Source organism: Neobacillus cucumis, from assembly GCF_016908975.1.
GTDB classification, from domain to species: Bacteria; Bacillota; Bacilli; order Bacillales; family Cytobacillaceae; genus Neobacillus; species Neobacillus cucumis.
Genome location: NZ_JAFBEX010000035.1, coordinates 1 through 21,726 on the forward strand (window position 1 = coordinate 1; position 21,726 = coordinate 21,726).

Sequence of the window (21,726 nt, forward strand, 5' to 3'; positions counted from 1 at the left end):
GTTACTGTCTTTATCTTTCTTGTATCCGTTACTGTCTTTATCTTTCTTGTATCCGTTACTGTCTTTATCTTTCTTGTATCCGTTACTGTCTTTATTTTTCTTGTATTCGTTACTATCTTTATCTTTCTTGTATCCGTTACTGTCTTTATTTTTCTTGTATCCGTTACTGTCCTTATCTTTCTTGTATCCGTTACTGTCTTTACTTTTCTTGTATTCGTTACTGTCTTTATTTTTTTTGTATCCGTTACTGTTTTTATTTTTTTTGTATTCGTTACTGTACTTATCTTTTTTGTATCCGTTACTGTCTTTATTTTTCTTGTATTCCTTACTGTCATTATCTTTTTCTGAATTACCCTCTAATTCAGATTTACCTATTTCATCTTCTGCTTGATCGTTATCCTTATGTGTTATTTCTTGTGATTCAGTATTTTCAGCTTGTAGCCATACTTCAAGGACCTCGTCTGCTACTCTCTTCCACTGGAATTCAGTTTCAACCAGTTCTCTTCCTCTTTCTCCCATCTTTTTCATTAACATTTTGTCGGATAATATTTCGGTTATTTTTTGGGCAAAATCCTCAGGATCCTCGGGATTTTCAACTATAAGTCCATTCTCTTTAGGAAGTATAACTTCCGGATTTCCTCCCCTTGCCGTTGTAACGATTGGAAGGCCTGCTGCCATGGCTTCGTAATGAACCCTTGCCAGTGGTTCCTGCCAAATTGAGGTACAGACAAATAAATCAGCCGCTGCAAACCAGTTTTGGATTTCAAATGAATTCACAAAACCTGTTGTCACAACAGGTACTGATTGTTTAGCCGCTAATGCTCTCACATAGGCTACATAATCGGTTATCTCATTTTGGCTAAACCAATTACCACCAACGATTACTAACGCTAAATCTTTAAATTTTTTAGCAAGAGTCGGTAAAGCTCTGACTAATCTGTCGACTCCTTTGTTAGCTGAAAGTCTTCCTGCAAATAAGATGACCGTTTTGTTCTCTAAGCCATGTTCTTTGCGAATGGAACTCCTAATTTTTTTCATTTTAGCATAGCTGCCGGGGAGAAATCGTTCCGTATCAACTCCTGAATAAATGGTTCGGAGCTTTGTCGAAGCTTGTGGATAAAGCTGACGGATGACATTTCCTACATAATTACTCACCGTAACAATCTTTGATACTTCTTGTACAACGGCATTTGCTTCTGACGGGTCAATTTTATCCAAATTGAACATATCATTATGCATGCTTAAGGTGATTTTAGAGTGAGGGGCAACTTCCCGGACGGGCAGAACAAGGCGTGGGCGGTTAAAAATGTGGATTAAATCGAATTGATTGTTTTGAATATAGCGAACAACCCCGTCTCGATAGAGTTCAAAAATTTTTCCTGGTACACGAACATAATGTATGCCATTAATCGTTTCTGTTTCCGGCAGGGATGATTCATTAATTCCTAAAACGGTAATATCATGGAATTCTCCTAAAAATGGCAAGATGCCGGAAATATAAGTTTGTATTGCTCCTCCTAATACTGGAGGAACAGGAAGTTTTTCAGTACAAACCATTAAGATTTTCATGCTTTCCTATTACCTCCAATCGTTTTGAATTGCTTTTAAGACAGGCCATTTGGATTGTTCCGTCATGATAAGAGAGTTAACTAATTCTGCGGTTGTTTGATTTAGGAATAATTCAGGTTCCAACACCATGTCTTTCATAAATCTGTAAAATTCATTTGGCAAAGATAAATCAATCAGTAAAACCTCATATAGTTCAGGAGATATTGGATTTGCCTTGTGGTAAGCCTTAATCATTTCACGAACCCATGTTACATCCCATTTATTTAATTCCGCCATTTTACCAGTAATCAACTTTCGTAAATCCCTAATTGGAAGGTCATAGGCGACACCATCCAGGTCGATAATCCACATTCCATTGGGTCCCATTTGTGCATTGGACCAGCCATAATCCTGATGTGCCAGCCCCCATTCTTCATTTCCTTTTTTAATTAGGTCTAGATATTTAGATTGATTAAGTCTACTTAGACTTGTTCTAACTTCATCTTCATATTGATCTATGACATTTAAAATAATCGAACTAGCAGGCATTTCCCGATAGGCTTTGGCCAAATTTCTGAACCAATCCATTTTATTCATCATTTTTTCATACTTCTTTGGCCATTTGTATAATCTTGAAGCAATTTCAGCCCCATTTGGAGGGACGTAGCCCCTAGTTTGAGCATGAAATTGACCAAGAGTGTAACAAAGCTGCTTTGTTCCTTCTAAATCTTTGGATATCGGGGCCAGTGGTTCAATCCATTCAGCAACAAACCACAATTTTCCACCAGCCTCAATAAAATCTTGTCCATTTTTTGTTTTGACAATAGCAGGCACTCTTGCCCTTTTAACATCAACCAAATATCTTTGAGCCCCAAGGCTAAATAAACTTCGTGTCGGTCTTCGGTGTAACAGCTTTAAACTTTTCGGCCCCTTATTGGTGCTAAGTTTCCATATGGCTCCGCCTTGTTCAGACTTAGTTGCGACTGCCTCCATGTTGTAAACCTGAAAGTTATAATTTTTAATAACCTCTTTTGCTAATGTATTTATATAGTCAGGTATATAAATTTTTATATCTTCCCTTTCTTCCCAAGGAAGAATGACTATTTCCTTCAAAATAACCCTCCTTTGTAGTTCGCCCAAATAGGGAGACAATTATTTTTAATAAGATTGGCTAGAAACTAACTCGGGATAACAGTTACAGAACCCTTAAAAAGACTTAATTTATGATATGAAATAGTATAAGTAAGGAAAGGGCCATAAGCGGATGTAATAAAAAAAACCCCCATTTGGAGGAGAAAAAATCTCTTTAGCTATAGGTTTTTAACTGTTTCAAATACTTAATAGAGCTCATAAACTAGTTTAATATATAGATTTTATTTAGAAAATTGGTAAGGAGGTTAAACGAATGAACATAGCTGTAATAGGGACAGGCTATGTCGGAACTACTACAAGTGTTGCGCTTGCATTAAGTGGACATAACGTGTTTGCAATTGACCATGATGCAGTAAAAGTTAAAAAACTGAAACAGGGAAACCTTCCTTTTTATGAAGAGGGTATAGAAGAGTTGTTAAAGAATCTCACTTCAAACGGAAACCTTTCTTTCACAACTCAATTGGAAGAGTGTATTGATAAATGTTCCATCCTTTTTATTACAGTGGGTACTCCATCATTAATGGGTGGACAAGCTGATTTGTCCTATGTGGAAGAAGTTGCAAGAAAGATTGGAAGTTTAATGAACGAATACAAAGTAATCGTTATGAAAAGTACTGTCCCAGTAGGAACCAGTGCAAAAATCAAAAAAATAATACTCAATGAACTAGCAAGACGAAATTTGAAGATATCTTTCGACCTGATTTCGAACCCTGAATTTTTAAGAGAAGGAAAAGCTTTATACGATACCCTGCATCCAGATCGAATTGTTATTGGCTGTGAAACAAAGGAAGCACAAAAAATGATGAAGCAATTGTATGAAAATGCAAGCTCAAACATCCTTTTTACAACCCCTATAGATGCAGAAATGATCAAATACGCTTCTAACGCCTTTTTAGCTACTAAAATTTCATTTATAAATGAAATGGCAAGATTTTGTGAAACTATTGGAGCAAATGTCACAGAGGTAGCAAAAGGAATGGGGATGGATAGCAGGATTGGCCCTCAGTTTCTACAAGCTGGAATAGGCTATGGGGGGTCATGTTTTCCGAAGGATATCAGTGCATTACTGGCATTGGCATCCGAAAATAATATTCCCTTAAATATCCTTCAAGCGGTCTCACTTGTGAACCAAACACAAACAGAATGGTTTCTGGAAAAAGTAAAGCAAGCTTTAGGACCACTCTCAGGAAAGCGAATAGCTATACTAGGCTTAACATTTAAACCTCAAACAGACGATATTAGAGAGGCTCCCTCCTTAAAAATAATGGATCAGCTCCTCCAAAATAATGCCCTTATTACTGCATACGACCCGCAAGGTATGGAACATGTCAAAAAAATTTATCCTTCTATTAGCTATGCATCCAATCCTCTTGAAGCATTAAAAGAAGCTGATGCTGTCCTTATTGTAACGGAATGGCAAGAAATTCTTGATATTGATTGGAAAACTGCTATTCATATTGTCTCTACCCCCCTTGTATTTGATGGCAGAAATGCCCTTAATGCATCTGTCATGGAGCAATTGGGCTACCGGTATGTAGGAGTTGGTACACCTGAATCTTAATCTAGAACGGAGAACTACCCATGAAAGGAGGAATAAACATGGAGAAATTTACTGGATATATCTTTGTCACCGGTTGTGCAGGCTTCATAGGTTTCCATCTTTCTAAGCGCTTGTTAGATGAAGGCTTCTACGTACTTGGTATTGACAATATCAATAATTATTATGATACTAACTTAAAATATGATAGATTAAGCATTTTAGCGAAGTATCCAAATTTTATGTTCATTAAAGGTTCTATCGAAAACCTTGAGCTAATGGAAAGTCTCTTTGACCAATATGATATTGACATTGTTGTGAATCTAGCAGCTCAAGCAGGTGTAAGATACAGTTTGACAAATCCACACGTTTACATCCAATCAAACCTTGTTGGATTTGCAAATATTCTAGAATGCTCTATCAAACATCCAATCAAACATCTGATTTACGCATCATCAAGTTCTGTTTACGGCAACAATAAACAAATGCCGTTTTCTGTTACTGATCGTGTGGATCATCCGGTTAGTTTATATGGAGCTACTAAAAAAGCTAATGAGCTATTGGCCTACTCGTACAGCCAAGTATACCAACTTCCTACAACCGGGCTGCGCTTCTTTACGGTTTACGGCCCTTGGGGCAGACCAGATATGGCGTACTTTAAATTTTCGGATGCTATATTGAACCAAGAACCTATTGAGGTTTATAACTATGGAGATATGAAAAGAGACTTCACCTATATTGATGATGTGATAGAGTCCATTTATCGACTAATAAAAAAGGGACCACCTGACAAATCTATATCTTATTATAAAATCTATAACATTGGTAACAATCAACCTGTCCAACTAAAGGACTTCATTAAAGTGATCGAAGAACAACTCGGAAAGAAGGCGATTATGAAATTATTACCCTTACAGCCCGGAGATGTTCTTGAAACATATGCAGATATAAATGACTTGGTAAGGGATATTAACTATAAACCTATAACTTCTGCCGAGGAGGGAATTAGAAAGTTTGTCGAGTGGTATAGAAAGTACCATAATATTACTTAGTGTTTAAAAATGCACAACAAATTGAAAGCGATTAACAAAGTAATCGCTATGATAGTCACTATAGCTTACAGATAAACACTTCGGTTCCTTCATTCTCTCCCCATTTTTCCTAAAGAGTATACATGTCAAGACCTTCTATTAATTGCACAAAAGCTCGAACTACATTTAAGTCTAAGGATTCCTGATGATAAAACATCCATGTCTTTTGGGTGATCGCTTTCCCGTTATGATCTAAGAGATCAAATTTATGAATGTTATCAACATTTTCTAAAAATAAGGAAGGCATAATCGCGTATCCTAATCCGTTAACAACCATTTCCTTACAAGTATCACCTTGGTCAACTACCATTGCTATCGATGGTGGTTGACTATAATGCTCAGTCCACCAATTTTGAACTAATTGCTTATAGATGGAATCAGTCCGATAATCTATTCTTGGCAAATGAGGAAGACCCTCAAGGCTTATGTTTTCTTTTGAGGCTATACATAGCTTTTCTTCAAATAATAAATGTTTTTGGTCCGGCCAAGTGTATTCTCCGCGAATAAAACCGATATGAACCTCTTGATTATACAATAGTTTAAAAATATCTTGACTATAGCCAGTCTCTACCTGAAATGAAACTAGTGGATATTGATCTTTAAATTGTTTAAGCAAAGCTGGAAGTTTGTACTTACTAATAAAATTTGAAACACCTAATCTTAATGTCCCTGTGACTTGATTATTGAAATTTTTAAGGTCTTCTTTTATCCTGCGCAGACTGTTTAGTATGTTTTCAGCCTTTTTTGCCAAATATTCGCCCTCTGGAGTAAATTGAACTCCTTTAATTCCTCGGTTGACGATTCTTACTTCTAATTCTTTTTCAATTTGCTTTAGACGTTTCGTTAAGGTTGGTTGTGCAATAAATAAACTTTGCCCCGTTTTGGTGATGCTCTTTTCTTTATAAAGAGTATGTATAATCATCCAATCACGATCATCCATTTGACCACATCCTGTTAATTGGCGTTGAAATAGTTCGACTTGTTATATATAAATTTCATGCGATTCCATGAAAAATTGGTATTACTTATCTCACTCCATTTTGCAATAAACTGAAACTAAACACAAAGTATTATTCATTTTACAGTAAACACAGCTTGTCTGTTCAACGGAGGAAAGATGTTATGAATGACATTATCCAAAAAGGTTTAAATAGGGCTCAAAGCACATTTTCAGTAAATGGGAAAGAATATCAATTTTACAGAATTAAAGCTTTAGAGGAAGAAGGGGTTGGAAGTGTATCGAGGCTTCCTTACTCAATAAAAGTTCTCTTGGAAGCCGCACTAAGGGAATTTGACGGAGTGGCCATTACCAAACAGCATATCTTCAAACTGGCAAATTGGACAAGGGAACGAACTCCAAACCAAGAAATTCCTTTCAAGCCTGCACGTATTCTTCTACATGATACAACTGGGCTTCCCGCAGTAGTAGATTTAGCAGCCATGCGGGAAACAATACATCAAATGGGAGGAGATAGTTTAAAAGTTAATCCATTAATTCCAGTAGATCTTGTGGTTGACCATTCCATTACGGTAGATTATTTTGGAACACCAGATGCAATGCCATTAAATGAAAAGATTAATTTTGAACGCAACAAGGAACGCTTTAGGTTTTTTCGGTGGGCGCAAAAATCCTTTCATAACTTCCGAGTCATTCCACCCGCAACGGGAATCATGCACCAAATTAATATGGAGTATTTGTCAACAGTTGTTGCCCAAAAGGACGTACAAGGTAATACAATGGTCTATCCCGATTCACTGGCTGGTACAGATTCGCACACTACCATGATCAATGGACTTGGTATAGTGGCTTGGGGGGTCGGCGGGATTGAAGCGGAAGCTGCCATGCTAGGTCAACCTCTGTATTTCGAAATTCCTGAAGTAGTCGGATTTAGGCTAACTGGTTCCCTTATGGAAGGAACGACTGCAACGGACCTTGCCCTTACAATAACAAATATACTCCGTAAGAAAGGTGTAGTGGGCAAGTTTGTTGAGTTTTATGGACCTGGTGTTAAAACAATGAGTTTGGCTGATCGAGGAACAATTGCCAATATGGCTCCCGAGTACGGAGCCACAATGGGCTTTTTCCCGGTGGACAAAGAGACATTAAATTATTTAAGACTCATTGGCCGAGAAGAAGATCAAGTCTCATTAGTTGAAGCCTACTATAAAGCTCAAGGTATGTTTATGGAAAGTAATAGTCCGGAACCATATTATTCCGATCATGTAGAACTTGATCTTTCTACGATTGTACCCTGCCTAGCCGGTCCTAAAAGACCACAAGATCGGATTGAGCTAACAAAAATGAAACAAAATTATAGTGAATTAGTCTATAAACCTATTAATGAAGGTGGCTATGGAATTTCTGGTGAGGAATTGGAGAAATCAGTTATTATTAGTCATAGGACGGGTGAGCAAACGGTTATTAAGAATGGATCAGTAGTGCTTGCGGCAATTACAAGTTGCACGAACACTTCCAATCCCGCTGCGTTGATCACTACGGGATTAGTTGCTAAAAAGGCAGTAGAAAAGGGATTGAAAAAGCCTGCCTACGTGAAAACTTCCCTTACACCTGGTTCAAGGGTTGTTACCGACTATTTAATGGAATCCCAGCTTTTAAGTTATCTAGAAGAATTAGGCTTCCACATAGCAGGCTATGGTTGTGCGACATGTATTGGAAACTCAGGACCACTACTTCCAGAGGTAAGCTCAGCTATAAATGACCATAATTTAACAGTAGCTGGTGTCCTTTCGGGTAACCGAAACTTCGAAGGTCGTGTACATCCAGAAGTAAAAATGAACTATCTAGCCTCCCCACCTTTAGTTATTGCCTACGCCTTAGCGGGAACCGTTAATGTCGATTTGACAAAGGAGCCAATCGGACATGATCAAGGCCAACAGAAAGTGTACTTAAAAGATATTTGGCCTTCTTCGGATGAAATTAAAAGATGGTTAGGGAACGCAGTTCGACCTGAAATGTTCCGCCAACGGTATGAGGTTGTTTATGAAGCAAATGAGCAATGGAATAATATTAAAGCACCAGAAAGCAACCTTTATGAGTGGAATGAAAAATCAACGTATATTCAAGAACCTCCCTTTCTCAGAAACCTAGAGGAGCTGCCTACAGGTATAGGAGAGATAATGGATGCAAGAACCCTTGCCCTTTTTGGGGATTCGGTAACAACTGATCATATTTCACCATCTGGTTCCATTAAGGAAGATAGTGATGCGGGCGTTTATTTACAATTAAAAGGAGTTCAACCAAAAGATTATAATTCTTATCCATCTCGTCGCGGTAACCATAAAGTGATGATCCGTGGTACCTTTGCCAATATTCGAGTCCGCAATCTAATGGTCCGAGAGATGGAGGGTGGTTTTACTAAATATATGCCAACGGGTGAAATCATGTCGATCTATGATGCATCTATGAAGTATCAAAAGGATGGTATTCCCCTTGTCGTTATCGCGGGTAAGGAGTACGGTACGGGAAGTTCTAGGGATTGGGCAGCTAAAGGTACCTATTTACTTGGAGTTAAAGTAGTTATTGCAGAAAGCTTTGAACGCATTCACCGCAGTAACTTGGTTGGGATGGGGGTTCTTCCTTTGCAATTTGTAGAAGGAACGGACGCTTCCACTCTAGGACTAGATGGAACTGAGACATTTGAAACCATTGGTTTATCTAATGAGGTTAAACCCGGACAAAGGATGATAGTTCATGCTACACGCAAGGATGGAACGAGTGTTGATTTTGAGGTATTCGTACGTCTTGATAGTGTGGTAGAGATTGAATATTATCGTAATGGAGGGATTATGCAGAAGGTGGTTCGTCAATTATTGAATCCTTCATAACACAGGGTTCAAAAATCAGCAAGAAATCAAAGCAATGAATAGAAGTCCTAGAAAATAGCTTATTAAGTCATTTTGTAGGACTTCTTTATTTTTTTTTTGAAAAACTTATGGTTTTTTTAATTACCAAAAGGCTTTAATTAATTAATAATTCTATGAAAGTAGTCTGTTAATTTATAAGATTTGGTTATATTTATTATGCCTTCAGTATTAAGCGTTTTCAAGGTGGTTAAGTAGTTTTCTTCTAAGGATGATTGTAATGAGCGCAAAACAAAAGAAGGCTTTTAATAAAGGATTGGGACAATTTTTGGATCGAAAGTAATATTTCTTGAAAAGGGAGAGGTAATCATGGACACATTACGAGACAAAGCGTTACAAATGCATCGGGATAAACAAGGGAAATTAGAAGTGAAAGCAAAGGTAGAGATTAAAAACGCAAATGATTTGAGCTTGGCGTATTCACCTGGTGTCGCGGAGCCTTGTATGGAAATCTATGAAAATCCAAATAGAGTATATGAATATACGATGAAAGGCAACACCATTGCCGTTGTATCAGATGGTTCGGCGGTATTAGGGCTTGGGAATATTGGGCCGGAAGCAGCGATGCCAGTAATGGAAGGCAAAGCAGCTTTATTTAAGAATTTTGCTAATGTAGATGCATTCCCTATTTGTTTAAATACACAGGATGCTGAAGAAATAATTGAAACCGTAAAACGCCTTGAACCAACATTTGGCGGGGTGAATTTAGAGGATATTTCAGCTCCAAGATGTTTTGAAATTGAAGAACGCTTGAAAAAAGAAACCAATATCCCTATTTTTCATGATGACCAACATGGTACAGCCATTGTAACTGTTGCCGGATTAGTAAATGCTCTTAAACTAGTAGATAAGAAAATGGACGAAATCAAAGTCGTAATAAATGGTGCGGGTGCTGCGGGTGTAGCCATTGCTCAATTGCTAAATCGTTTTGGTGTGTATGATGTCATTCTATGTGATACAAAAGGTGCCATTTATGAAAATCGTCAATATGGCATGAATTCATTTAAGGAAAAGCTTGCTAGACAGACGAACCGTAACAATGCAGAGGGAAGCTTAGAGGAAGTAATTGTCGGTGCAGATGTTTTTGTTGGTGTATCTGTTGCAGGTGCATTAACAAAGGAAATGATTTTATCCATGAGAAGAGATGCGATTATTTTTGCAATGGCAAACCCTGTTCCAGAAATAATGCCAGATGAGGCAAAAGCGGCAGGAGCAAAAGTAATTGGAACAGGACGTTCTGATTTTCCAAATCAGGTCAATAATGTGCTGGCCTTTCCAGGGATTTTTCGGGGAGCTCTAGATGTTCAAGCAACAGAAATAAATGAAGAAATGAAAAAGTCTGCAGTTTACGCCATTTCTTCGCTCATTTCAGAAGAACAACTATCAGAAGATTATGTGATACCTAACCCTTTTGATGACCGAGTTGCATCTGAGGTAGCAAAAGCTGTTGCGACTGCCGCTGTAGAAACAGGTGTAGCTAGGAAATCCTTTGTAACCGTGTAACAAAATTCGGTTACCTAATAACATTTTCTTAAGATTATATAGATAATTATGGAGGCTTCTCATAAGTTTACAAAACTTATGGGAAGCCTCCTTTTTTATATGATATGGAAGTAAAAAAAAGACTTCGAGAATTGTCTAGCTCCAGCGCCTAGCCCCTCGAGGTCTTAAGCCACGCCCAAAATGAAGGCAAAAAGCGCCTTCCTTTTGGGAGCGTCTTAAGCTTGTCGGGGCTGACCAAGGCGCTTGCGCTTTCTTATGACAAAGGTAAACAGACTTCCCTCCAAGTAATGTTTTTCTGAGGAATGATTAGCTTTCTAAGAAAATTCTAAGGTTGCCCGATTATACTGCTTTTTGTAACAAACATTGTTGTTAGGAGGATTATCATATGAAAAAAAAGGACAAAAAGTGGGTACTCCTTTGTTCAACAGCGGTTGCAGCAGTATATGCAGCAGGTTATTTTACAACAGATACCCAGGCTGCTCAAGGCCAACCAGTTCATATTGAGAAAACAATGCAAAAATATACTACGAACAGCGATAACACAAGAAATACTCCGAAGGTCACTCCATCGAACAAGATATATAAGGATGGCATATTTACAGGTTCTGGCTGGAACAGGCGCGGTTCGATTGGTGTTCAGGTAACCCTTAAAAACGACAAGATTACTGATGTGGAAATTAGAGATTTTGCCATGCACTATTCGGAAAGTGACGTGGTGGGTCTCCCTGATGAAGTACTTAAGAATCAAAGTGCTCAAGTAACCAATGTATCTGGGGCAACCTATAGCACACAAGCGTTTGAGGATGCAGTGCAGCAGGCACTAGACCAGGCCAGAAACCAACAAGGTTAAAATGATGAAGAAAACAAAATTGTATATGGACACCGTTGTAGAAATTGAAGTGATCTCTAGAAAACGGGTGGAAAAAATAGAAGATAAAATAGAACGTGCATTTACAACATTTAAAAAAGTAGAACAAGCCTGCAGCCGCTTTACCACTTCGAGCGAGTTGATGCAGGCCTGCCAAAAGGTCGGAACACCTGTCGAAATAAGTCCGTTTTTATATGAGCCTCTTTTTTTTGCGCTAGAAATCGCGAAATTAACAGATGGATTATTTGATCCTACGATAGGCATGGTAATGGAGGAAGAAGGATTTAATCGCCATTATTTGACGGGTGAGAGAATGCAAAGCATTGCAGATGAATTTGTTAATTATAAGGATATCCATCTAAATCCAGAAACACGGACATTAACCATAACAAGACCAATGGTCATTGATTTAGGGGCAGTCGCCAAAGGATTTGCCATTGACTTGGCTGTTAATGAGTTGAAGGAATTTGAGGGATTTATTGTTAATGCGGGTGGTGATTTATTTGCTGGTGGAACGGATGCAAAGCTTAATAAATGGAAAATTGGCATTCAGCATCCGTACCAAAAAGATCAAATCATTGAAATGATTCAAATTTGCAATGAGGCCATTTGTACTTCTGGCAGTTATGAACGGGTAAACCCATTGAATAAGAATCGACATCATATTATGAATCCCAAAACAAAAATCTCCCCAAATGAATGTCTTAGCTGTAGTATTATTGCTCCATTTGCCATGATGGCAGATGCATTTTCAACTGTCTCTTTTTTTCCTGAGGGGCAATTGGTAATGGAAGAACTTGAATTAAAAGGATTATTCATTACTCCAGAATTACAAATCAAAAGAATAGGAGAGATTTAAATTGGGAGCAAAGAAATGGATGAGAACACCCAAGGGATATGTGGCCATCGCCATGATTCTCTACCTTATAGTCGCATCAATAGGTTCACTAACGTGGATGGGAGTTAAAAATAGTTTGATTTCGGTTGGTGCAGCATTCTTGACAGACCTCGTTTATTGCGCCATCTTTAAACGGAAAAGCAGCCGAGATAGTACCGTTATTACCGGTTTCATTATTTCTATGATTTTAGGTTTCACAACCTCGTGGCCTGTTGTAGCGGCCACTGCCATGATAGCTATTTTATCTAAGCATCTATTAGTTTATAAGAAAAAACCCATTTTTAATCCAGCAGCATTTGGCTTATTCTTTTCCATCTTTCTCTTTCATACGGGCCAAAGCTGGTGGGGAGCTTTTGGTGATCTTCCAGTATGGACGATTATTTTTATTTTAATTAGCGGTTATCTAGTGACTGACAGAGTGAACAAATATCCACAAGTACTTTCCTATTTGGGGACCTCTTTTATTTTGCTATTTTTCATGGGGCTTCTTAATATAGGTGATGCATCGGATGCACTACGTCCGCCATTTATCAATGCGACTCTGTTTTTTGCCTTCTTTATGCTTACTGATCCCCCTACATCACCAGCTAAACCTAGGAATCAGGTTATTTTTGGTATTCTTGCGGCGGTGTCAGGCACCATTGTTTATGGAATATTTGGAGGGCTGACGTATTTGTATATTGGGGCGTTTATCGGAAATCTTTATAGTTATTTTAATAAAAGATTATCTTCTGTAAAGTCTGCTGCCAAAATGCAAAGAGTTAATTCAGGACATAGAGTTCTTGGAAAATGAACAATATACTAACGATATAGTTAGGGGGTAATGAACAGTCATGCATGTATTAGTTGTAGAAGATGATTTGCCCTTAAGAAGAATCATTTCAAAAATATTAGAGGAAGAGCAGTACCAGGTGGACCAGGCGGAAAACGGGGAAGAAGGCTACCTTATGGCTGCATTAAATGAGTACGACCTTATTACACTTGATATCATGCTGCCAATCATGGATGGGTATACTGTCATGAAGAAATTACGCAGTGAAGGTTGTCAAACCCCCATATTATTTCTTACAGCAAAGGACCGGATCGAGGATAAAGTCCATGGCTTGGATTTAGGTGCAGATGATTATATCGTAAAGCCTTTTGCGACGGAGGAGTTTTTAGCAAGGATCCGGTCTTTACTGCGCCGTGCCGGTAAGATTGGAATAGAAGGTAAAATAACGTATGGTCCCATTCGTTTAGATACCAACCAGCATGAAGGATTTATCAACGAGGATCCATTAAAGTTAACGATAAAAGAGTACGAGTTACTTTATTATCTCATTCAGAATAAGGAGCAGATCTTAACGAAAGATCAGCTTTTTCAACGGGTTTGGGGACTTGAATCGGAAACAACGGATGCAATTGTAGAGCTTTACATCCATTATCTTAGAAAAAAATTAGCTCCCTTCAACTTTGATGGTTTTATTCGAACCGTTCGTGGTGTGGGATACATGTTGAAGGAGTAATAAGAGCTATGTTTAAACGGACAAAACTTAGGCTGGTTATCCTAAATTCTCTTGTCTTTTTTGTACTCCAAAATGCCTTTGGAGCCATGATTTATTTTTACATGCACTATAGTTTGTATCATCAAGTGGACACAACTATATCTGAAAAGAAACGACATCTCCTTGGGGAACATGAGAGACTAAGCAAAGAATTAAATCCGGAGAGGGAAGAGAATCATAGACTGGCTTATTTGCTCTGGGACGAGAAAAATCAACTCTATCAAATGATTCCTCAGAAATCTCTCTCAAAAAAAGTTGCAGACGGATTTTCCTTTTTATTGAATAAGGAAGGAATACAGACCATCACAGTGGATGGAAACTCCTATAAATATTTAAATATGTCTATGGCCCAGGATTCGGTAAAAAGGATACAAATTATCTATAATTTAAAACGTGAAAATGACATGTTATCCCATTTGCTCATGGTGATTGGGTTTGGTTCTCTAATAAGTGTGTTTATTGCTCTTCTTGGTGGAATCTATCTTGCTAACAAGGCATTAATACCAATCAGAAAGTCTTGGGATAAGCAGCAGCAATTTGTTGCCGATGCCTCCCATGAATTGCGTACACCCCTTTCCGTCATGAAGCTTAATTTAGAGCATTTATTTCGCCATCCAGACCGTAGTATTGAACAGGAAAGTGAGACCATTCATCAAACTATAAAAGAACTAAATTATCTATCCAAGATGTCCACTGATTTACTGACATTGGCACGTTCAGATGCTGTTCCATTACAGGTGATGCAGGAGCCTATTCTGTTAGATGAAATCCTTAATCAAGTGGTAAGAGACTTTAATGGACTAGCACTTCAAAAACATATTCAGTTAACTGCGGACATTCAGCCCATTAGAATCATCGGTGATAAAGAGAGAATAAAGCAGCTATTTGTCATTTTATTAGACAATGCGCTTAAATACACCAAAGACCATGGCAAGATTTCCATAAGTGGGGAAGTTAAAGGTTCACGTGCCATTATTGATATGGTGGATACAGGAATTGGTATTTCAAAACAGGACCTTCCCAATATTTTTGATCGATACTATCGTGGAGATAAATCAAGAACAAGACATATAGAGGGTTCTGGTTTGGGTCTTTCGATAGCACAATGGATTGTTCAATCCCATTCAGGGAAAATTCGAGTGATAAGTAAAGAAGGAGAAGGAACACAGGTTATGGTTCAATTTCCGGTAAAGAAAGTAGACTTCTAAGGTATTAGGAGTATGTCCCCCCACCTAAACACTTTTTTTAATTACAATAAGCGTCCTGCCAGTAACAGATGCTATAATAAACTTGGTCAAATTTCTACTGAAATGAAAGTGTGTTTGGGGGCGACATCTTTGACTATCACACTTACTATGTTTTTAATGGGTATATTACTAGGGTTTATTGGTGCCGGAGGATCCGGTTTTATCATTGCTCTGTTAACCGTTGTTTTTGGAGTGCCAATCCAGACAGCTTTAGGTACGTCTCTGGCTGCAATGGCGTTTACGACTATGTCCGGTGCTTACAGCCATTACCGGCAGGGAAATATGGATGTGAAAACAGGAATAACGGTAGGTGCCTTTGGGGCGATTATGTCCTTTGTTGGTTCGAAGATTGCCGTATGGATTCCGGTTCATTCACTCCACTTTCTCACGGCTGGAATGTTGTTCCTATCCGCTGTGATGCTGATGATTCGTCTTTTTATAGTAAATAGGCTTAAAGAGACAAATAATAGGAAAACGAGATCAACTGGCCGCTTTCTAATGAGAGCAGCGTCTGTCGGTATTGTGACAGGTATTTTATCTGGAACGTTTGGTATTGGGTCTGCTCCATTCATCCAGCTTGGATTGATGATTGTGTTAGGCCTTTCTGTACAAGAATCAGTTGGCACAACGATGTTGGTCATTCTTCCTATCGCTTTTGCTGGCGGGTCAGGCTACTATTTTGAGGGCTATTTCAACGTCTTGCTTTTGGTCCAGGTACTGGTTGGAACGATGATTGGTTCTTATATTGGGGCCAAATTTACCAACAATGTGCCACTGCCGATTTTAAAAGGTGCAATGGTACTCACCCCCATTATGGCGGGTGCCATTTTGCTCATTCGATGATTTATGATAAAGGCTGCTTAAAGCTCATTTATGAGTTAAGCGGTCTTTTGTCATTTTATGCATAAGTCTTATACATACTATTATTATGAAATTACCTGGAGGAATTTATGAAGAAAGGCAAGTTTAGTTTACAAGCCATTATTATTATATTTGTATGCATTGTCGTCGCTTTATCACTTTTAATAACTGACTTCATAATTAGTAAAAGAATTACCTCTAGCGTGGAAGAGACAGAGAAAGAAAAAGCCCTCAATGTTGCAAGAATGATGTCCCTAAGCCCGATGGCGATTAATGCTTTAGATGGAGCAACAAGCAAGACGGTAGTACAAGACTTTGCCAACCAAGTTAAAGATAAAACGAATGTTAACTTTGTTGTGGTTATGGACATGAAAGGAATCCGTCTTTCCCACCCGGATCCTAGTGAAGTGGGGAAGCATTTTAGGGGAGGAGATGAAGGGCCTGTCCTACAAGGGAAAGAGTATGTATCGACCTCAAAAGGCATACTAGGCCCATCAATGAGGGCATTTACTCCAATAAAGAATTCACAAGGAAAACAAGTCGGTGCGGTTGCTGTAGGAATTTCTTTAGAAAACGTTACAAAGGCGGTAGATAAAGGACGGATGGGAATCGCTATTGGGACGTTAATCGGAATCCTAATAGGGGTAATCGGTGCAGTGGGCCTGGCAAGATACATCAAAAAAATCCTTTTAGGACTCGAGCCATTTGCTATTGCTAAACTGCTTGAAGAACGTAGTTCCATACTTCAGTCTGTGCGTGAGGGAATCATAGCCATCGACCAAGAAGGGAAAATCACACTTGTCAACAGGGCAGCCATTAAGCTTTTTAAGAGAGCCGGTCTTGAAGAGAACCCTATGGGTAAGAACATTGAAGCTTATTTGCCAGAGACGCGGTTAACACGCATTATAAAATCGGGTGAAACCGATTTGGATCAAGAACAAAACCTGAATGGGGTGACCATTTTAGTAAACAGGGTACCGGTGGTTGTGGAAAATGAGCCGGTGGGAGCAGTCGCTACATTCCGTGATAAAACCGAAGTTCAACTGTTGGCTGAACAGCTCACCGGTGTGCGTAACTATGCGGATGCTCTCCGTGCTCAGGCACATGAATTCATGAACAAACTTCATGTCATCCTTGGCCTGGTTCGAACTGAACAATATGATACACTTGCTAACTATGTGAGTGAAACGGTTAACCACCGGAAAACAGAAATGGGCTTTGTAACGAAGAAAATTCAAGACCCTGTTCTTGCTGGATTTTTAATTGGCAAACTAAGCTTTGCCAGAGAATCAGGTGCTTCTCTATCATTTGATTGTGTAAGTAAACTTCCAATGCCTGCAGATCCGGAAATCACACATGAGCTGATCACCATCATTGGAAATCTCTTTGATAACGCAATGGAGGCAATTGTGGACAGTCCCAACAAAAAAGTCGAACTTAAACTTGATTATGCAGAGGATATTTTAACAATCGAAGTTAATGATACAGGGATGGGAATGACGAAATCACTCCAAAACAAAATATTAGATAAAGGATTTTCTACGAAAGGAGATAATCGCGGGTTTGGGTTATATCTTTTGGCACAGGCAATTGAAAGGCTTGAAGGGGACCTGATTGTTTCGTCTAGGCCTGGAAAGGGAACAAATTTTGCCGTTTATTTACCCTATGATGCAGAGGATGAATCGAATGATTAATGTAATGATTGTCGAAGATGACCCGATGGTAGCGGAAATCAATAAACAATATCTTGCGAAAATTGATGGGTTCCGATTGGCTGCAACAGCCAATTCAGTGGCTGAAGCCACCCGTTTTTTGGATAATTATGATATTCAGCTCATTCTTCTGGATATTTTTATGCCGGGAAAACAGGGTTTAGAGCTGTTAGCGCACCTTCGGAAAAATGACCTTGAAATTGATGTCATCATCATTTCAGCAGCTACAGATCTTGAACGAATTAAGAGGGCATTAAGGTATGGTGTTGTCGACTATTTAATTAAGCCTTTCGAGTTTGAACGGTTTAACGCTGCACTAAATACCTATCTTGAGCAAACTCGGTTCATTGATAAACAGGATTCGGTTAGTCAACAGGAGCTCGATAACTTGCTTTTGCACAGAGACGAAGTTGTTATAGCAGAAGAACTGCCAAAGGGGTTGACGAAGGATACCTTAAAGCAGCTATGGGATGCGATTCAAGAATTGAAGGACGGGCCTTTTTCTACAGATGAAGTCGCAAATGTGGTAGGAATATCAAGGGTTTCGGCAAGAAAATATCTTAATTTCCTAAAGGATTTAGGAATCCTTGAAGTCAAGGTTATCTACGGAACCGTCGGTAGACCTGTATACCAGCATGAATATAACAAATTTAAAGAGCACTTAATAAAAAACTTTCTGTAAGCAGTTTTTGAAACTGCTTACTTTTTTTATTTACAAAAAGAATTATTAAACTTTCATAATCTATGAAAACGGTTTATTTGGGAATATGATAGACATGTAGCAAGACAAAGGGGATTAAACTACGGCAAGGTTTGCAAGAGAATTGCAATCGCTTTCTGAAGTGATTGTAGAAATGGCTAAAAAGTAGTAGAAAATAATCTCTTTTTGCTAGATTAAAAAAACTATTTTAGGAGGATTAAAAATGCAAATTCCTATTAAGAAAACGCTCGATAAAATTCCCGGTGGTCTGATGGTTGTTCCACTTTTTCTAGGTGTATTAACAAATACATTTTTTCCACAGGTTTTACAAATTGGAAGTTTTACAACAGCATTATTTAGTAAAGAAGCATCATCAACCATTTTGGCATGTTTTATGTTTTTAATTGGTTCACAGATAAATTTTAAGTTAGCACCAAAGGCATTAAAAAAAGGTGCCATATTATTAACAGGAAAATTTATTGTAGGTGCTGGTATTGGTTTAGCTGTAGCAGCGATTTTTGGGCCTGCCGGATTACTAGGATTAACACCATTAGCCATCCTTGCAGCGTTGTTAAATGCTAATGGCGGGTTATATGCATCTCTTGCTTCGTCGTATGGTGACGAAACAGATGTAGGCGCATATGCTTTATTTTCTTTAAAAGATGGTCCATTTTTCACATTAGTGGCATTAGGTGCATCCGGTCTTGCTTCCATTCCTTTTCAAACACTTATAGGAGTATTAATTCCAATTGTTATCGGAATGATTTTAGGAAATATTGATCCTGATATGAGAAAGTTCCTTGGAAGCAGTAAATTATTATTAATCCCATTCTTCTCATTCCCATTAGGTGCCGGAATGAATCTTTCAACTATCGTACATGCTGGAGGCCCTGGTATATTACTAGGTTTAATCGCTTCATTTACTGGAATTGGAGCTTACATCCTATTAAAGTTATTCAAAGAAAACCCTATCGTTGGTTTAGGAACAGGGTCAACGGCAGGAAATGCGGTAGCTACACCAGCTGTTGTGGCGGCTGCAGATCCAACTTTACTTGCAATAGCACCAACAGCTACTGCACAAGTTGCAGCTGCATGTGTCATATCTGCCATCATCTGTCCGATTATTGTGAGCTATGTATTTAAAAGGTCTCAAAGGAAAAAGGAGAAACAATCGATTGCAAGGGCAGCCTGATAAACAAGACAGAGTGGAAGATAGAACAAAGCAGTCAGCCAATCTTTACTGGCTGCTTTGTTTAATTACAAAAAAGAGTCATTAAATTAAAAAACCTAGTGAGATAAGGAAATTGTTATTAACATAGATAGGTAAGAAACCTATGTTCCGGTATTGTACGAATAGCTATTTTTAAGAATAGAAAGAAGGAAACATCATGAATATACCTGAGAATGTTATTATTACAACATTAAAAGGAAAAGAAGTTCTCTCAAATCCTTTTTTGAATAAAGGAACGGCTTTTACGAAAGCGGAAAGGGAAGAGCTTGGACTCGACGGTCTGTTACCACCTCGAGTACTCACCCTTGATGAACAGGTAAATAGGGTTTATGAACAATATTCGATGCGGACAACGAACCTATTTAAACACGGATTGCTTTATGATCTATATAACCGAAATGTTGTGCTGTTTTACCGATTGTTGAAAGAACACCTAGCAGAAATGCTCCCGATCATCTACACTCCTACTGTCGGTGAAGCGATCCAGTCATACTCTCATAGCTACCGCCGCCCGGGTGGCTTATATCTGTCGATTGATGATCCTGAGGGCATTGCAAAGGCATTTCAAAATCTTGGACAGCCTAAAAATGGCATTGATTTAATTGTCGTTACTGATTCCGAAAGTATTTTGGGTATTGGGGACCAAGGAGTAGGCGGTATTAATATTGCGATTGGTAAACTTGCCGTGTACACAGCGGCAGCTGGTATTGATCCAAGTCGAGTGCTGCCAGTTGTGCTGGATGTTGGTACGAACAATCAGGCTTTGGTTGCTGATCCTATCTATATTGGTAACAAATTCGCTCGTGTCCGTGGTGAGCGTTATGATCAATTCATTGAATTATTCGTTGAGAATGCAAGAAAGTTCTTTCCAGAGGTGCTTCTTCACTGGGAGGACCTTGGCAACGTGAATGCGCGTAAAATCTTGGACAAATACGGTGACAACATCCTTACCTTCAACGATGACATCCAGGGAACAGGTGCCGTTACCCTTGCGGCTGTTATGTCTGGAATGAAAGTAACAGGAGCTAATCTGAAGGACCAGCGTATTGTTGTCTTCGGACCAGGTGCTGCCGGCATCGGTATAGCTGACCAAATCTCAGAGACAATGGTTCTTGAAGGGCTGACAAGGGAAGAAGCCTATGACCGTTTCTGGGCTATTGACTATCGGGGATTACTAACAGATAGAACAACAGATGTACTGAACTTCCAGAAGCCATATGTAAGAAGGGCGGAAGAAGTAAAAGACTGGGATAAGAATGAGGATGGGATTATTTCATTAATGGAAGTCGTTCAGAGGGTGAAACCAACCATTCTAATTGGTACTTCTGGACAAGCCGGTGCCTTCACGGAGGAAATTGTGAAAGAAATGGCCAAGCATGTTGAGCGTCCTATCATCTTGCCGATGTCCAACCCAACAGCATTGACTGAAGCGGTGCCGGGAAACCTGATGAAATGGACAGATGGCAAGGCCCTAATTGCAACCGGCAGCCCGTTTGCCAATGTAGAGTACAACGGTGTTTCCTATGAAATTGGCCAGTCAAATAACGCATTTGTATTTCCAGGCCTAGGTCTTGGAGCTATTGTTGCAAAAGCTGAAGTAATCTCAAAAGGAATGTTCGCAGCGGCTGCTTATGCGGTTGCAAAAATGTCAGACACCAGCACACCTGGAGCATCCCTGCTGCCATCCATTGAAAAACTTCATGAGGTCTCAAAATACGTAGCCATTGAAGTAGTCAATGCGGCGATACACGAAGGAATTGCAAGAGCGGATATCCGAGATGTTGAGACTGCAATTGAAGAGGCTATGTGGAAGCCTGAGTATAAGGAAATAAAGAGCGTAGGTATTTGGACAAACATTCATTCCTATGCATGATTAAATAGTTAGATAAAATGCCTGTACTTCTGGTATAAGATGATATTATTTTTGAACAGACGTTTCTTTGAAGCGAATC

The 21,726-nt window shown here is 38.9% G+C and carries 17 protein-coding genes; 14 read left to right on the forward strand and 3 right to left on the reverse strand.

Features of this window, described 5'->3' with window-relative positions; all coding sequences use genetic code 11:
- Positions 1-1,569, reverse strand: a 1,569-nt coding sequence (locus JOC76_RS27035; protein ID WP_239557995.1) for a glycosyltransferase, incomplete at its 3' end; no start/stop codon positions are given.
- Between the two features lie 9 nt (positions 1,570-1,578).
- The gene (locus tag JOC76_RS27040) at positions 1,579-2,661 is read right to left on the reverse strand and encodes a CotS family spore coat protein (RefSeq protein WP_205181908.1); all 1,083 of its coding nucleotides are present in this window, start codon (positions 2,659-2,661) and stop codon (positions 1,579-1,581) included.
- A gap of 292 nt (positions 2,662-2,953) precedes the next feature.
- On the opposite strand from JOC76_RS27040, the gene JOC76_RS27045 reads away from it, so the two are divergent.
- A complete protein-coding gene (locus JOC76_RS27045) occupies positions 2,954-4,261 on the forward strand; it encodes a UDP-glucose dehydrogenase family protein (protein WP_205181909.1) in 1,308 nt (435 codons plus the stop codon).
- A gap of 38 nt (positions 4,262-4,299) precedes the next feature.
- Positions 4,300-5,289 carry an NAD-dependent epimerase/dehydratase family protein gene (locus tag JOC76_RS27050; RefSeq protein ID WP_205181910.1) on the forward strand — a complete coding sequence of 330 codons (990 nt, stop codon included), beginning with the start codon at positions 4,300-4,302 and terminating at the stop codon, positions 5,287-5,289.
- 109 nt (positions 5,290-5,398) lie between these two features.
- Here the strand turns inward: JOC76_RS27050 and JOC76_RS27055 are convergent, their stop codons facing one another.
- Positions 5,399-6,268, reverse strand: coding sequence for a LysR family transcriptional regulator (locus JOC76_RS27055; protein ID WP_205181911.1), 870 nt, complete (start codon positions 6,266-6,268; stop codon positions 5,399-5,401).
- A 182-nt stretch (positions 6,269-6,450) separates the two neighbouring features.
- Between JOC76_RS27055 and acnA the strand changes: the two genes are divergently transcribed.
- From acnA to JOC76_RS27115, 12 genes are all read left to right on the forward strand, one after another.
- Positions 6,451-9,174 (forward strand): aconitate hydratase AcnA, encoded by a 2,724-nt coding sequence (acnA, locus tag JOC76_RS27060; protein ID WP_205181912.1) that lies wholly within the window; start codon positions 6,451-6,453, stop codon positions 9,172-9,174.
- 345 nt (positions 9,175-9,519) lie between these two features.
- Positions 9,520-10,713, forward strand: a complete 1,194-nt coding sequence (ystJ, locus tag JOC76_RS27065; protein ID WP_205181913.1) for an NADP-dependent malic enzyme — start codon at positions 9,520-9,522, stop codon at positions 10,711-10,713.
- Between the two features lie 385 nt (positions 10,714-11,098).
- Positions 11,099-11,563, forward strand: coding sequence for an FMN-binding protein (locus JOC76_RS27070; protein WP_205181914.1), 465 nt, complete (start codon positions 11,099-11,101; stop codon positions 11,561-11,563).
- 1 nt (position 11,564) lies between these two features.
- Positions 11,565-12,440, forward strand: a complete 876-nt coding sequence (locus JOC76_RS27075) for an FAD:protein FMN transferase (protein WP_239557996.1) — start codon at positions 11,565-11,567, stop codon at positions 12,438-12,440.
- Position 12,441: 1 nt separating this feature from the next.
- Positions 12,442-13,272 (forward strand): RnfABCDGE type electron transport complex subunit D, encoded by an 831-nt coding sequence (locus JOC76_RS27080; RefSeq protein ID WP_205181915.1) that lies wholly within the window; start codon positions 12,442-12,444, stop codon positions 13,270-13,272.
- A gap of 40 nt (positions 13,273-13,312) precedes the next feature.
- The gene (locus JOC76_RS27085; protein WP_205181916.1) at positions 13,313-13,984 is read left to right on the forward strand and encodes a response regulator transcription factor; all 672 of its coding nucleotides are present in this window, start codon (positions 13,313-13,315) and stop codon (positions 13,982-13,984) included.
- Positions 13,985-13,992: 8 nt separating this feature from the next.
- Positions 13,993-15,231: a sensor histidine kinase gene (locus JOC76_RS27090; RefSeq protein ID WP_205181917.1), complete on the forward strand. Its 1,239-nt coding sequence runs from the start codon at positions 13,993-13,995 to the stop codon at positions 15,229-15,231.
- A 129-nt stretch (positions 15,232-15,360) separates the two neighbouring features.
- Entirely contained in the window at positions 15,361-16,113 is a 753-nt protein-coding gene (locus tag JOC76_RS27095) for a sulfite exporter TauE/SafE family protein (protein WP_372442019.1), read from the forward strand.
- A 107-nt stretch (positions 16,114-16,220) separates the two neighbouring features.
- Entirely contained in the window at positions 16,221-17,825 is a 1,605-nt protein-coding gene (gene dcuS / locus JOC76_RS27100; protein ID WP_205181918.1) for a DcuS/MalK family sensor histidine kinase, read from the forward strand.
- On the forward strand, positions 17,818-18,525 hold the full coding sequence (locus tag JOC76_RS27105; protein ID WP_205181919.1) for a response regulator: 708 nt from the start codon (positions 17,818-17,820) through the stop codon (positions 18,523-18,525). Before dcuS ends, JOC76_RS27105 begins: the two co-directional genes overlap by 8 nt.
- A 241-nt stretch (positions 18,526-18,766) precedes the next feature.
- Entirely contained in the window at positions 18,767-19,735 is a 969-nt protein-coding gene (locus tag JOC76_RS27110; protein ID WP_239557998.1) for a 2-keto-3-deoxygluconate permease, read from the forward strand.
- A 196-nt stretch (positions 19,736-19,931) separates the two neighbouring features.
- On the forward strand, positions 19,932-21,647 hold the full coding sequence (locus JOC76_RS27115) for an NAD-dependent malic enzyme (RefSeq protein WP_205181920.1): 1,716 nt from the start codon (positions 19,932-19,934) through the stop codon (positions 21,645-21,647).
- Positions 21,648-21,726: the final 79 nt, after the last annotated feature.

Coding starts and splice junctions, on each gene's coding strand:
- JOC76_RS27045 (WP_205181909.1), top strand. CDS start 2,954: ATGAACATAGCTGTAATAGGGACAGGCTATGTCGGAACTACTACAAGT.
- JOC76_RS27050 (WP_205181910.1), top strand. CDS start 4,300: ATGGAGAAATTTACTGGATATATCTTTGTCACCGGTTGTGCAGGCTTC.
- JOC76_RS27055 (WP_205181911.1), bottom strand. CDS start 6,268: ATGGATGATCGTGATTGGATGATTATACATACTCTTTATAAAGAAAAG.
- acnA (WP_205181912.1), top strand. CDS start 6,451: ATGAATGACATTATCCAAAAAGGTTTAAATAGGGCTCAAAGCACATTT.
- ystJ (WP_205181913.1), top strand. CDS start 9,520: ATGGACACATTACGAGACAAAGCGTTACAAATGCATCGGGATAAACAA.
- JOC76_RS27070 (WP_205181914.1), top strand. CDS start 11,099: ATGAAAAAAAAGGACAAAAAGTGGGTACTCCTTTGTTCAACAGCGGTT.
- JOC76_RS27075 (WP_239557996.1), top strand. CDS start 11,565: ATGATGAAGAAAACAAAATTGTATATGGACACCGTTGTAGAAATTGAA.
- JOC76_RS27085 (WP_205181916.1), top strand. CDS start 13,313: ATGCATGTATTAGTTGTAGAAGATGATTTGCCCTTAAGAAGAATCATT.
- JOC76_RS27090 (WP_205181917.1), top strand. CDS start 13,993: ATGTTTAAACGGACAAAACTTAGGCTGGTTATCCTAAATTCTCTTGTC.
- dcuS (WP_205181918.1), top strand. CDS start 16,221: ATGAAGAAAGGCAAGTTTAGTTTACAAGCCATTATTATTATATTTGTA.
- JOC76_RS27105 (WP_205181919.1), top strand. CDS start 17,818: ATGATTAATGTAATGATTGTCGAAGATGACCCGATGGTAGCGGAAATC.
- JOC76_RS27110 (WP_239557998.1), top strand. CDS start 18,767: ATGCAAATTCCTATTAAGAAAACGCTCGATAAAATTCCCGGTGGTCTG.
- JOC76_RS27115 (WP_205181920.1), top strand. CDS start 19,932: ATGAATATACCTGAGAATGTTATTATTACAACATTAAAAGGAAAAGAA.